Genomic DNA, 12,582 nt, shown 5'->3' with positions numbered 1-12,582 from the left:
GACGCGTCGGGGTCCTGCGATAGCCTTTCCTGCGTGACCGAGAACGTGGCAGCGACCGCCGACGAACGCGACGAATGGCAGCGGCTCGCGGAGGAGGTACGCGAGCACCAGTTCCGCTACTACGTGCGGGACTCGCCGATCATCTCCGACGGCGAGTTCGACGCCCTGCTGAATCGGCTGATCGCGCTCGAGGAGCGTCACCCCGATCTGCGTACCCCCGACTCGCCCACCCAGCTCGTCGGCGGTGGGTTCGCCACCGAGTTCACCGCGGTCGACCATCTCGAGCGAATGCTGAGCCTGGACAACGTCTTCGACGAGGAGGAACTGCGCGCCTGGGTGCGGCGGGTGGAGGCTGCGGTGTTGGATGGTCACTCCGCAGGCTCCGCGCCTGATGGTTCCGACCTGCACTACCTGTGCGAGGTGAAGATCGACGGTGTCGCGCTGAACCTGGTGTACGAGAACGGCAGGCTGGTGCGCGGCGCCACCCGCGGCGACGGCCGAACCGGCGAGGACGTCACCCTCAACGCGCGCACGATCGAGGAGATCCCGCACGTGCTGACGCCGAGCGAGGAGTTCCCGATCCCGTCGCTGCTCGAGGTCCGGGGCGAGGTGTTCTTCCGGCTCGAGGACTTCGAGGCCCTCAACGCGTCCCTGGTCGCGGAGGGCAAGGCTCCGTTCGCCAATCCCCGCAACTCGGCGGCCGGCTCGCTGCGACAGAAGAACCCGGCGGTCACCGCCAAGCGCCGGCTCGGCATGATCTGCCACGGGTTCGGCCGGATCGAGGGCTTCGCGCCGGACTCCCAGCACGACGCCTACACCGCGCTCGCGGCCTGGGGGCTGCCCGTGTCCACCCATACCGCGCGGGTGCGGGGGGTCGACGAGGTGGTGGCGAGGGTGGCCTACTGGGACGAGCACCGTCACGACGTGGAGCACGAGATCGACGGCCTGGTCGTCAAGGTCGACGAAATGGCGCTGCACCGGCGGCTCGGCTCCACCTCCCGGGCCCCGCGCTGGGCCATCGCCTACAAGTACCCGCCGGAGGAGGCCACCACCCGGTTGCTCGACATCCGCGTCAGCGTGGGCCGCACCGGCCGGGTCACCCCGTTCGCCTACATGGAGCCGGTGACGGTGGCCGGCTCGACCGTCTCGCTGGCGACGCTGCACAACGGGTCGGAGGTCAAGCGTAAGGGCGTGCTGATCGGCGACATGGTGGTCATCCGCAAGGCGGGCGAGGTGATCCCCGAGGTGCTCGGCCCCGTGGTGGACACGCGGACCGGCGAGGAACGGGAGTTCGTGATGCCGACGCACTGCCCCGAGTGCGGCACCGAACTGGCGCCCGCGAAGGAGGGCGACGCCGACATCCGGTGCCCGAACCAGCGGTCCTGCCCGGCGCAGTTGCGGGAGAGGGTCTTTCACGTGTCGGGCCGCGGCGCCTTCGACATCGAGGTGCTCGGCTACGAGGCGGCGACCGAGCTGCTCAAGTCCGGCGTGATCACCGACGAGGGCGACCTGTTCTCGCTCACCGCCGACGACCTGATGAAGACCTCGCTGTTCACCACCAAGGCGGGCGGGCTGTCGGCGAACGGGCGCAGACTGCTCGACAACCTGCACTCGGCCAAGGACAAGCCGCTGTGGCGGGTGCTGGTGGCGCTGTCCATCCGGCACGTCGGGCCCACCGCGGCACGGGCGTTGGCCTCCGAGTTCGGCAGCCTCGAGCGGATCGAGAACGCCTCGGTGGAGGAGCTGGCCGCCGTGGACGGGGTCGGTGGCACGATCGCCGCGGCCGTCGTCGAATGGTTTGCGGTGGACTGGCATCGCGAGATCGTCGAGAAGTGGCGCGCGGCCGGGGTCTCGATGGAGGACGCCCGCGACGAGTCGATCGAACGGAACCTCGAGGGCCTGTCGATCGTGGTGACCGGCTCGCTGGTCGGGTTCACCCGCGACGGCGCCAAGGAGGCCATCCTGATCCGCGGCGGCAAGGCCGCCGGTTCGGTGTCGAAGAAGACCGCGTTCGTGGTCGTCGGGGAGGCGCCGGGATCCAAGCACGACAAGGCGATCGAGCTCGGGGTGCCGGTGCTCGACGAGGACGGGTTCCGGCTGCTGCTCGAGGGCGGCCCGGACGCGGTGACGCCGGCGGGCGGCGAGGGCGACGACGACACCGCCGACTAGCCGGAACAGCGGGAGGGTGACATGGGCGCGTTGATCTACTCGTCGATCTGTTCGCTCGACGGTTACGTCGCGGACCGCGGGGGCAGTTTCGACTGGGCCATGCCGGACGAGGAGGTGCACGGTTTCGTCAACGACCTCGAGCGACCGATCGGCACCTATCTCTATGGGCGGCGCATGTACGAGGTGATGGCCGTCTGGGAGTCGATGGCCGGCGACCCGGACCCGGGTATAGGGAATGACTTCGCCGAGCTGTGGTGTGCCGCCGAGAAGGTCGTGTACTCCACCACACTGCGGGCGGTGTCCACCGCCCGCACCCGGCTCGAGCGGGAGTTCGACCCCGCGGCGATCCGGGCGATGAAGGAGTCCTCGCCGCGCGACCTGTCGATCGGCGGCCCCACCCTCGCCGCGTGCGCACTCCGGGCGGGACTCGTCGACGACGTGCAGCTGTATCTCGTCCCGGTCGTGGTGGGCGGCGGAACCCCGGTGCTACCCCAGGACATTCGGCTGGACCTCGAGTTGGTCGACGAACACCGGTTCGCAGGCGGGACGGTGTTCCTGCACTACCGAACGCGATAGCTACTCCGGGATCGATTCGAAATCAGCCCCGGCACGCGGGACTTCCGGGAAATGCCGGAACACCGAACCGGCAACCGACATCGGTGACGGCGGCCATCCGCTCGACCGGGTTCCTGATCTCCAACGCCGGCAGTAGTCCGTCGTGCAGGAGGGCGGTCTTGGTCGCGGGCGTGGTGGCCTGGGCGTCGAGGGTTCCGCGGATTCGTGCGAACTCGACGAGTTCGTCGTAGACCATCGACAGCGCCGCTTCCGTGGTCTGGTCCTCGGGCTCGAGCCCAGCGAAATCCACACCGGTCTCGTACTCGTGGCGGACCGCGTGCGGGCCCTGGTCACAGGTGGGTTTGTTCAGATCGATGCGGAACTCCGGCCGATCCGGCAACGGCGGGGTGATCGTGCCGTCATCGGTGCAGGCATGGTGCGAGATGCGATCGCCGAGGGCATGGAGGTAGATGCCGATCCTCGCGTTCCAGGAATCGTCGCCGATCCAGGAGTCGAACTGCGACGATCGGACATCGCCGGAGATGACCTGCTCTCCGGTGAGGTTGGTGAACGGGATCGCGACCGGGGCCTGCACGCTGTATGTGCCGTTGATTTGAGCCGGCTGCGGGTCGTCGTAACACGCTGCGCCGGTGGAATAGTCGCCGTTGACCGAGCGGTTGGTGAAGCCCCCCGTGCACAGCGGTGTGCTGCTGCCCGGCCCGGCCATGGCCCACCGACGCACGTGCGTGAGCATCACCTCGTGTGCGGGATCGTCGACATCGGGCCGCAGCCCGTTTGGCTCGGGGTCGAGCGGCCCCCGCATGGTCGGGAGGAAGTGGTAGAGGAACCCGCCGGTGGCGAAGTGCGTACGCACGAGCCCGCCGATGTCCTTGGTGGTCAACGTGTCGGCTTCGGCGACGAGTTGGCCGTTCACGTCGCGGGGCGCGAAGGTGCCCAGGTCCGTCGCCTCGTCGTACGCCGCGATCCAGTACGCATCCCGCTCCGAGAAGCCGACGGTGCGGGCGATGATGTACGTCGAATCGGCGTGCACGAGGCTGCGCCCGCCGAGCGGCTGACGCAGCGTGTACCCGTAGCGCGCGAACGCCTCGAGGCCACAGATCGGCCCGTTCGGGTCGTCCAGCGGACACGGGGGTGGCAGGGGTGCACAGCTGTGCGGCGGTGCACCACCCGGGGAATAGCAGATGTCTTCGGCAAAGCCGTGGGCCTGCGGCGGTGCGATCACGAACGCCGCGGCGGCGAGCGCCAGCGCCACCGTGGCCGATCTCCGAATGTGTCCATTCATCGACAAGCGCCTCTCCGGTCGCCGCGTTCATCCAGGCTAGCATCGACGCTACGGTTTCGGAGCTCGTTTCCGCAGGTCGGAGCGATGGCCGCGTCAGGGGACTTGAGTCTCCCGCAGGGGGAGACGCGATGGTGGGGGCATGGACGTCGACGCGGTGGCGCGACTGGACCTCGTGCGGACCCTGCGCGAGCTGGGATTGGACCTGGTCACGATCAAGGGTGTCGTGGACCGCCAGACCTCCCTGCCCGAGGTCGCGGCCGCTCACGCCGAGGCGCTGGCGGCGCAGATCCGGACGTTGCGCCTTCGGCGGACGGTGTTGTCGGTGGTGGCCAAGCGCGGATCCGACCCGGAGGAGATGAGGCTCGTGCACAAGCTGGCCAAACTGTCCGAGTCCGAACGGCGAAGCCTGATAGTCGATTTCCTCGAGAACACCTTCGGCGGACTGGATGACGAACCCGGGTCCGAGGGGATCATGCGATCGATGACCCCGGAACTGCCCGAGAACCCCGAGTCCGAACAGATCGAGGCGTGGGTGGAACTGGCCGAACTGTCGTGGGATCCGGACTTTCGCGCTGTCATGCGGGATATTGCGCAGGACCACGCGACCGACCAGGAAGCCGGCCGTGCGCACGGCGGCGACACATGCGTGCGCCGCGAGATCGTCGCGGTCGTCCGCGACCACGTGGAGCCGATGTTGGCGGCGGGCGTCGACCCGGCTGGGCCCGAGGCGAATCCGGTGGTCGAGGGCGTGACGGCGCAGTACGCCCGACTGCGCTGCCGTTCCGACGATGTCGTGCTCCGGCGGCGGCTGTTGTCGCGGCTGGAGGCCGCGAACGACCCGCGCCGGGAGCGCTACCTGCGGCTGCTCGCCCTGGTCAACGGATGGGCGGCGCCCGACAGTTCGGCGGCCGCGCTCGACTGGTTCGTGCGCGCCCTGCGTGCCCGGCTGCCGGGGTAGCGAGCGGGGCGATCAGGCGGGGCGGTCCGCGTCGTCGCGGTGCAGCGCCTTCGGCAGGTAGGCCGCGCCCGGTCCGTAGCTCGCGGCGGCATCGCCGGGATTCGACAGAGCGCACGTCCTGAGGGACAGGCACCCGCAGCCGATGCAGGAGTCGAGCCCGTCGCGCAGCGCGATCAGGGCGTCGATCTGCTCGTTGAGCCTGCCTCGCCAACTCTGCGAGAGTCTCGTCCAGTCGGCCCGGGTCGGGGCGCGCCCGTCCGGTAGCTGCGCGAGCGCCGCGGCCACCTCGTCCAGGCTGAGCCCGATGCTCCTGGCGGCCCGGACGAACGCGATCCTGCGCAGCACGCTGCGCTGATACCGCCGCTGGTTGCCCGGCGTCCTGCTCGACGAGATCAGTCCCTGGTCCTCGTAGTACCGCAGGGCGGACGGGGCCAGGCCGCTGCGTCGCGCCACCTCGCCGACGGTCAGCAGATCCGTGGTGCGCACGGCGAGCTCCTCACCTGCGGTCCTTGACATGAAGTGAACTTGAGCTTTCAGGATGGTCCCAGAAGTCAGCGGACGCAAGGAGCTCTGATGGACGACAGCAGGACGGCGTTGATCACCGGCGGATCGGCCGGTCTCGGCAGGGCGGTGGCGCTCGCGCTCGCGGAACGGGGGTGGCAGGTGATCATCACCGGTCGTCGTGCGGCACCGCTCGAACGGGTCGCGGCTCTGGCGCCCGGCATCACCGCGTGCCAGGGCGACGTCACCGACGCCGGGCATCGCCGACGGCTCGGGTCCGAGATCGCGGCCCGAGGGCGACTGGACCTGTTACTCAACAACGCCAGCGCCCTGGGACCGAGTCCGATGCCCACGCTCGCGCAGTACCCGGAGGCCGAGCTCGCGGCCGTGTTCACGACCGATGTGCTCGCGCCGCTCGCGCTGATCTCCGCTCTGCTCGACCCGGTGTCCCGCGCGGGCGGGGCGATCGTCAACGTGTCGTCCGACGCGGCGGTCGAGGCCTACGAGGGGTGGGGCGGATACGGCGCGGCGAAGGCCGCCCTCGATCATGCGACGGCCGTGCTCGCGCTGGAGCAACCGGAACTCTCGGTGTACGCGTTCGATCCGGGCGACATGCGCACCGCGATGCACCAGGCGGCGTTCCCGGGCGAGGACATCTCCGACCGGCCCGAACCCGACACGGTGGTCCCCGCGTTGCTGCGGCTGCTCGACACCCGGCCGGCGAGCGGGCGGTATCGCGCGGCCGACCTGCTGAGCGGGGCGGCGGCGTCGTGACCGCGGCGCGGACCACGACCGCGGCCGGGCCCGGCTTCGTGCTGCCGCACCGGCTGGAGGCGGCCGGCCCACCGGAGAGCCGCGGGCAGTTGCGGGACACCGTGCGCCTGCTGGTGGCCGAGGGGGAGCGTCTGGAACACGTCCGCTTCCACGAGCTACCGCGGCACCTGCGCGCGGGCGACGTGGTGATAGTGAACACGTCGGCCACCCTCGCCGCCGCGGTCGACGGGACCGTTGACGGTGTGGGCCGGGTGGTCGTGCACTTCTCCACGCCGCTCGACGACGGCGACTGGGTCCTGGAGGTACGAGCGCCGGGGCCGGTCACCGGGCCGCTCGATGCCGCCGCGGCGGGAATGCGAATTCGCCTTCCGCTCGGCGCGCAGGCAAGCCTGCGGGAGCCGTGGCCACGGACATCGATCCGGCTGTGGCGCGCCGAGATCGAGGGTGTCGCGGACGTCGCGAGGGATCTGCTCGCCGTTGCCGGCCGACCGATCACCTACGCGTACGTCCGGGAACGGTGGCCGCTGCCGTACTACCAGACCATCTTCGGTACAAACCAGGGAAGCGCGGAGATGGCCAGCGCCGCAAGACCGTTCACGCACTCGATGATCACCGAGCTGGCCGTGTCGGGGGTGGTTGTCGCGCCGATCCTGCTACACACGTCGGTCTCGTCGGCCGAACCCGGTGAGCCTCCGATCCCCGAGCGGTACGAGGTCCCCGAGTCGACCGCACGGCTGATCAACGACCGGCGCGCCGCGGGCGGGCGGGTCATCGCGGTCGGCACCACGGTGACCCGCGCGCTCGAAACAGGGGCAACCGAGCGCGGGACGGCGGTGGCAGGCGCCGGCTGGACGGACCTGGTGCTGAGCGAGCGTCGGCCGGCCCGGGTGGTGGACGGCCTGGTCACGGGCTGGCATGCCCCCGGCGCCTCGCACCTGATGCTCCTCGAGTCGGTGGTGGGCGCGGCGGCGGTGCGCAGGGCCTACGAGGCCGCGCTCGCGGAGGGATACCTGTGGCACGAGTTCGGGGACAGCGCGTTGTTGCTACGGCCGAAGGCCCCATTCGAGCGCCTCACGCCTCCCGTGGAAGGGGGGTGAGGTTGTTCACAATCGGCCTGCGCGCGTGACCGGATCGCCCGGGAATCCTGCGATAGTGACCCCATGATCGAGATTCGCCCCGCAACGCCTGACGACTACGACACCATCGGCGAGCTGACCGTCGATGTCTACGTCGACGGTGGGTTCGTGTCGGACACCAGCGCATATGTCGACCGATTGCGCGATACCGCGACCCGTGCGGAGCAGGCCGAGGTCGTGGTGGCCGTGGCCGGGGACGAGATCGTCGGGTCGCTCACGATCGCGGAGCCCGGCACCCCCTTCGCCGACGTCGCGGAGGCGGGCGAACTGGAGTTCCGAATGCTCGCGGTCGCGCCCGCGGCCCGCGGCAAGGGCGTGGGCTCGGCACTGGTGAAGCACGTCCTGGACGCGGCGTACGACCGCGGGCTGGCGCGCGTGGTGATCTCAACCGAGGCCGACATGGTCGATGCCCGCCGGATCTACGATCGCAACGATTTTGTGCCCGCTCCGCAGCGCGACTGGGAGCCGGCGCCGGGTGTCCCGCTCACCGTGCTGGTGCGCGAGTTCGTCTGAGCCGAGAGGCAGTACAGCTAGCTGAGCACCGTCGCCACGATGCCGGCCAGGTAGCCCAGCCGCGCGATCTCGGACGGCCGGAACTCCGGTCCGCCCGGACGGCCGAGCAGCAGCGCCTGGCCGGAGTGCCCGAGCGGGGCCGCGGCGAGCGTGGTGTTCATGTCCTTCCACACGGTCGGCACCCAGTCGGCCTCCCCGTCGAGGACCGTCGGCTTGGTCAGTGGCATCCACGGTGCCTCCCCGGCGTGGGTCTCGGGGGCTCCGGAGCTGCCGACCACCCGGAAGGTCCCGCGCGAGCCGATGCCGATCACCGTCGCCCAGCCGACCCGCAGCACCCGCGGGGCACCCTCGACGAGGACCTGGAGCCGGTCGTCGGTGGCCGTGGCGACCTGGTCGATCAGTTCCAGTTCGCGGTGGGTGTCGAGGATTCCGGTGTACGGCCGGATCGAGTCGACGCGGACCCCCGTGAGTTGCTCCGCGGCGGTGAGCAGGGTGTCCGGCAGTGAGCCGTGCGCCACGTCGACGACGAGATCGTCGACGGCGTACCCGGCGCCCCGCTCGACCACGTCGAGCGAGAGGATGTCGGCGCCGACCGAGCCCAACGCGACGGCCAGCGAGCCCAGGCTGCCTGGACGATCGGGGAGCTGGACTCGCAGGAGATACGACACGGGCGTTCCTTCGGTGGCGGGTGGTCGGGGAACGGTCGGTTCGCCGTGACCCCATCCTTGCACCGTTGTCGGTCGGCGCGCGGCCCGGACGTGTCCGCGAAAGCGCCGCTGCCCGTCGGATTCCCAGCTCGCCGCGGTTCGGTGACATGCGCGACATCGGATCGTTCCGCGGCGGAAACGAAGTCGCGTCGTGGTGGTCGGGCGCTCCGCGGGCTCCGCGCCTGGCGGCCGGGTCGGTCTCGGCCTCGGCTCTGCCTGCGGGGTCCGGGCGGCGACGCTCTAGGCTAGGGGCGATCGCTGTCTCCGACCTGAAAGGGGCCCACGCGGTGCCTGCCATCTCCCGTGACGAGGTCGCCCACCTCGCCCGGCTGTCCCGGCTCGCGCTGTCCGACGCCGAACTCGACGAGTTCGCCGGCCAGCTCGATTCGATCCTCAGCCACGTCAAGACGGTGGCCGAGGTCGCCACGGACGATGTGCCGCCCTCCGCGAACCCCAACGCGATCACCAACGTGACCCGCCCGGATGTCATCGTTCCCGGACTCACCCCCGAGCAGGCGCTCTCCGGCGCGCCCGCCGTCGAGCAGGACCGTTTCGCCGTGCCGCAGATTCTGGGGGAAGAGCAGTGACCACCGACCTCACCGCGTTGGACGCCTCCGTCCTCGCCTCGAAGATCCACGCCCGTGAGGTGTCCTCCGTCGAGGTCACCCAGGCGCACCTGGACCGCATCGCCGCGGTCGACGGGGAGATCAACGCCTTCCTGCACGTGGCGGGCGAGCAGGCGCTGAGCGCCGCCAAGCAGGTGGACGACGCGCTCGGCTCCGGGCAGGCCCCCGCCTCCGCGCTGGCCGGTGTCCCGCTCGCGCTCAAGGACGTCTTCACCACCACGGACATGCCCACCACCTGCGGATCGAAGATCCTCGAGGGCTGGGTGTCGCCGTACGACGCGACGCTGACGACGCGGCTGCGCGAGGCCGGGATCCCGGTGCTGGGCAAGACGAACATGGACGAGTTCGCGATGGGCTCGTCCACCGAGAACTCGGCCTACGGGCCCACCCGCAATCCGTGGGACACCACCCGTATCCCGGGCGGTTCCGGCGGTGGATCGGCCGCCGCGCTCGCATCGAACCAGGCGCCGCTGGCGATCGGCACCGACACCGGCGGATCGATCCGTCAGCCCGCGGCCGTGACCGCGACCGTCGGCACCAAGCCCACCTACGGCACGGTGTCGCGGTTCGGCCTCGTCGCGTGCGCGTCCTCGCTGGACCAGGGCGGTCCGTGTGGCCGCAGTGTCCTCGACACCGCCCTGCTGCACGAGGTGATCGCCGGCCACGACCCGCGCGACTCCACCTCGGTGAACGCGCCGGTCCGTCCGGTGGTCGAGGCCGCGCGTCAGGGCGCGAGCGGCGACCTCAAGGGTTTGCGCGTGGGCGTCGTCAAGGAATTGCACTCGGAGAGTTACCAGCCCGGCGTGATCGCCTCCTTCGATGCGGCGGTCGCACAGCTCACCGAGCTCGGTGCGGAGGTCGTCGAGGTCTCCTGCCCGAGCTTCCTGCATGCCCTCGCCGCCTACTACCTGATCCTGCCGAGCGAGGTCTCCTCGAACCTGGCGCGCTTCGACGCGATGCGGTACGGCCTGCGCGTCGACGACGGCAACATGAGCGCCGACCAGGTGATGGCCGCGACGAGGGCCGCCGGATTCGGCAAGGAGGTCAAGCGCCGCATCATGATCGGCACCTACGCGCTGTCCTCCGGCTACTACGACGCCTACTACGGCTCGGCGCTGAAGGTCCGCACGCTCATCGCCCGCGACTTCGACAAGGCCTACGAGTCGGTGGACGTGCTGGTCTCCCCGACCAGCCCCTTCACCCCGTGGAAGCTGGGGGAGAAGGTCGACGACCCGCTCGCGATGTACCTCTCCGATCTGTGCACCCTGCCGACCAACCTGGCCGGGCACTGCGCGATGTCGGTGCCCTCGGGTCTGTCCGCGGACGACGGGCTGCCCGTCGGCCTGCAGATCATGGCGCCTGCGATGGCCGACGAGCGGCTCTACCGCGTGGGCGCGGCCTACGAGACCGCCCGGGGTCCGATCACGCGCTGACGCGCAGTGGAGTGCTTACGGAGTGTCCGCGCTCCGTTGGCACTCCACCGGCCCAGCCATTCAGCCGCCGAACCAGCGCTTGTGCCGGTCGGCCGCGAATTGCTTCTTCTCGGCGGCCAGTTCGACCGACGGCCCGAAGAACGGTGCGACCGGTGCTGGGCCGGAGAGGAAGTCGGCGTCGACCTTCCCGACGAGTCCGTTGCCGAACTCGATGTAGCACGACCCCCGGCCGCGGTACTTCTCCGGCGGCGGCGTTCCGTGCAGGGCGGCGACGATGCCGGACGCGACGGTGCGGGCCGCGTTCTCGGCGAACACGCCGGCGCGCGCGACGGGGGCGTCCGCGCAGTCCCCGACTGCGTAGACACCCGGATACGGGGTGGCGAGGGTAGCCGGGTCGACGTGGATCCAGCCATCCGTGCCGCCCTCGGTCAGGCCCGACGCCTCGACGACCCGCGGGACCGTGTGCTTCGGGATGCCGATGAACAGGTCGTATCCGAGTTCGCCGGCATGTGTCGCGGCGGTGTGGGCGTGCGGGTCCAGCGAACGCACCCGTGTCCCGGTCGTGTACTCGATCCCGCGCTCGGCCATGGCTCCGGTCAGTGCGGTGTTGGTGCCGGGGGACACCGGGACGGGCGAGTCCATCGGGGTGATCACGTGCATCCGAGTGGTGTCGCGCAGACCTCGGCGGACCAGTTCGTCGTGCAGGAGCAGGGCGCCCTCATACGGGGCGGGCGGGCATTTGAACGGGACGCTGAGAATCGAGAGCAGCACGGTGCCGCCGGTGAAGGCGTTGAGGCGGTCGCGGAGTCGGCAGGCGCCCTCGATCGAGTAGAACTCGTGCCCGTCCTCCACGAACCCCGGCGTGGCCGCCTGGTCGTAGTCGGCGCCGAGCGCTACGACGAGGGTGTCCGGCTCGTACTCGGAACGGTCGGTGACCACGCGGCGGGTCCGCGGGTCGATCGAGGTCACGGTCTCCTGCCGGAACTCGACTCCCGGCCGGGTGAGGTCGCGGTAGGGAATCCGGACCGATTCCGGCGGTCGGTCCCTGAACAGGATGTCGATCTTGGAGAATCCGAAGGTGAACGAGTCGTTCTGGTCGACGAGTACGACGCGGGCCTCGTCGGCGAGCGACTCGGACAGGCACGCGGCCAGCTCGAGGCCGCCGAAACCGGCGCCGAGGATCAGCACGGTGTGCATTCATCAAGGCTCCTCCTGCGTCCGGGCCGAGGCAAGGGCGGCCGAGCACTACGCCACCCGGCAAGACGTAACGTCTCGTCTCGCTGATAGGGTGGGCGAATGACGACGAAGCCCAAGGTCGTGCCCGCGCGCCGCAGCGAGCGCGCCCGCTCGGCGATTCTGGCCGCCACCGCGGAACTGGTGTTCGAGGTGCCGTACGGCAGGTTGTCCATCGAGGCGATCGCCGCGCGCGCCGGTGTCGGCAAGCAGACGATCTACCGCTGGTGGCCGACCAAGGGGGCGCTCCTGTTCGACGCGCTCCTCGAGCTTTCCGGCGGCCCGGACGGGGTCGCCCTGCCCGACACCGGTGACCTGCGCGCCGACCTCGGTCAGTTCCTGCGCGCGACCGTGGCGGAGATGGCCGAACCGCGCTTCGACGCCTTCCTCCGCGCGCTCATGATCGAGATCCAGTCGGACGCGGATCTCGCCGAGGTCTACCGCGATCGGCTGCTCGCGCCGCAGCGCGAGGCAATTCGCGAGCGGCTCCGGGTCGCGGCCCTGTCCGGCGGGATCCGGGCGGACGCCGACCTGGAGGTCGCGGTCGACCTGCTGGTCGGGCCCGTGCAGACCCGCTGGGCGCTCGGCCTGGGAGGCCTGAATGAGGGTTACGCGGACTCCCTGCTCGACCTGGTCCTGGCGGCGGTGCGCCCGCACTGAGCCATGCCGACCCG

13 protein-coding genes are annotated in these 12,582 nt (G+C 70.5%); 9 read left to right on the top strand and 4 right to left on the bottom strand.

Going from position 1 to position 12,582, the window contains the following annotated elements; all coding sequences use genetic code 11:
• The first annotated feature begins 33 nt into the window (after positions 1-33).
• Positions 34-2,169: an NAD-dependent DNA ligase LigA gene (gene ligA / locus ACFQS9_RS05640; RefSeq protein ID WP_378402398.1), complete on the top strand. Its 2,136-nt coding sequence runs from the start codon at positions 34-36 to the stop codon at positions 2,167-2,169.
• A gap of 21 nt (positions 2,170-2,190) precedes the next feature.
• On the top strand, positions 2,191-2,745 hold the full coding sequence (locus ACFQS9_RS05635) for a dihydrofolate reductase family protein (protein ID WP_378402397.1): 555 nt from the start codon (positions 2,191-2,193) through the stop codon (positions 2,743-2,745).
• A 22-nt stretch (positions 2,746-2,767) separates the two neighbouring features.
• Here the strand turns inward: ACFQS9_RS05635 and ACFQS9_RS05630 are convergent, their stop codons facing one another.
• Entirely contained in the window at positions 2,768-4,027 is a 1,260-nt protein-coding gene (locus ACFQS9_RS05630; RefSeq protein ID WP_378402396.1) for a hypothetical protein, read from the bottom strand.
• A gap of 139 nt (positions 4,028-4,166) precedes the next feature.
• On the opposite strand from ACFQS9_RS05630, the gene ACFQS9_RS05625 reads away from it, so the two are divergent.
• Positions 4,167-4,985, top strand: coding sequence for a MerR family transcriptional regulator (locus ACFQS9_RS05625; protein WP_378402394.1), 819 nt, complete (start codon positions 4,167-4,169; stop codon positions 4,983-4,985).
• Positions 4,986-4,997: 12 nt separating this feature from the next.
• Here ACFQS9_RS05625 and soxR read toward each other — a convergent pair whose 3' ends face one another.
• On the bottom strand, positions 4,998-5,501 hold the full coding sequence (gene soxR, locus ACFQS9_RS05620) for a redox-sensitive transcriptional activator SoxR (RefSeq protein WP_378402392.1): 504 nt from the start codon (positions 5,499-5,501) through the stop codon (positions 4,998-5,000).
• Positions 5,502-5,558: 57 nt separating this feature from the next.
• Here soxR and ACFQS9_RS05615 point away from each other — a divergent pair, with 57 nt between their 5' ends.
• The 3 genes from ACFQS9_RS05615 to ACFQS9_RS05605 all read left to right on the top strand — a co-directional run bounded on the left by ACFQS9_RS05615 (position 5,559) and on the right by ACFQS9_RS05605 (position 7,909).
• Entirely contained in the window at positions 5,559-6,260 is a 702-nt protein-coding gene (locus ACFQS9_RS05615; RefSeq protein ID WP_378402390.1) for an SDR family NAD(P)-dependent oxidoreductase, read from the top strand.
• Positions 6,257-7,357, top strand: a complete 1,101-nt coding sequence (locus ACFQS9_RS05610) for an S-adenosylmethionine:tRNA ribosyltransferase-isomerase (protein WP_378402388.1) — start codon at positions 6,257-6,259, stop codon at positions 7,355-7,357. The genes ACFQS9_RS05615 and ACFQS9_RS05610 overlap by 4 nt, the downstream gene beginning before the upstream one ends.
• Before the next feature lie 63 nt (positions 7,358-7,420).
• A complete protein-coding gene (locus ACFQS9_RS05605; protein WP_378402386.1) occupies positions 7,421-7,909 on the top strand; it encodes a GNAT family N-acetyltransferase in 489 nt (162 codons plus the stop codon).
• A 17-nt stretch (positions 7,910-7,926) separates the two neighbouring features.
• On the opposite strand, the gene ACFQS9_RS05600 is transcribed toward ACFQS9_RS05605, so the two are convergent.
• Complete coding sequence (locus ACFQS9_RS05600) at positions 7,927-8,577, bottom strand: ACT domain-containing protein (protein ID WP_378402384.1); 651 nt, start codon at positions 8,575-8,577, stop codon at positions 7,927-7,929.
• Positions 8,578-8,903: 326 nt separating this feature from the next.
• Here ACFQS9_RS05600 and gatC point away from each other — a divergent pair, with 326 nt between their 5' ends.
• Together gatC and gatA are read left to right on the top strand one after the other, a co-directional pair.
• Positions 8,904-9,203, top strand: coding sequence for an Asp-tRNA(Asn)/Glu-tRNA(Gln) amidotransferase subunit GatC (gene gatC / locus ACFQS9_RS05595; RefSeq protein WP_027499190.1), 300 nt, complete (start codon positions 8,904-8,906; stop codon positions 9,201-9,203).
• Positions 9,200-10,675, top strand: a complete 1,476-nt coding sequence (gene gatA, locus ACFQS9_RS05590) for an Asp-tRNA(Asn)/Glu-tRNA(Gln) amidotransferase subunit GatA (RefSeq protein WP_378402382.1) — start codon at positions 9,200-9,202, stop codon at positions 10,673-10,675. Before gatC ends, gatA begins: the two co-directional genes overlap by 4 nt.
• A gap of 60 nt (positions 10,676-10,735) precedes the next feature.
• On the opposite strand, the gene ACFQS9_RS05585 is transcribed toward gatA, so the two are convergent.
• Complete coding sequence (locus tag ACFQS9_RS05585; RefSeq protein ID WP_378402380.1) at positions 10,736-11,872, bottom strand: NAD(P)/FAD-dependent oxidoreductase; 1,137 nt, start codon at positions 11,870-11,872, stop codon at positions 10,736-10,738.
• Positions 11,873-11,971: 99 nt separating this feature from the next.
• Between ACFQS9_RS05585 and ACFQS9_RS05580 the strand changes: the two genes are divergently transcribed.
• Positions 11,972-12,568 (top strand): TetR/AcrR family transcriptional regulator, encoded by a 597-nt coding sequence (locus ACFQS9_RS05580; RefSeq protein ID WP_378402378.1) that lies wholly within the window; start codon positions 11,972-11,974, stop codon positions 12,566-12,568.
• Positions 12,569-12,582 lie beyond the last annotated feature (14 nt).

This window comes from Rhodococcus daqingensis, from assembly GCF_042665615.1.
Lineage (GTDB): Bacteria > Actinomycetota > Actinomycetes > Mycobacteriales > Mycobacteriaceae > Rhodococcus_G > Rhodococcus_G daqingensis.
This window is presented reverse-complemented; position numbering and strand designations above follow the sequence as displayed.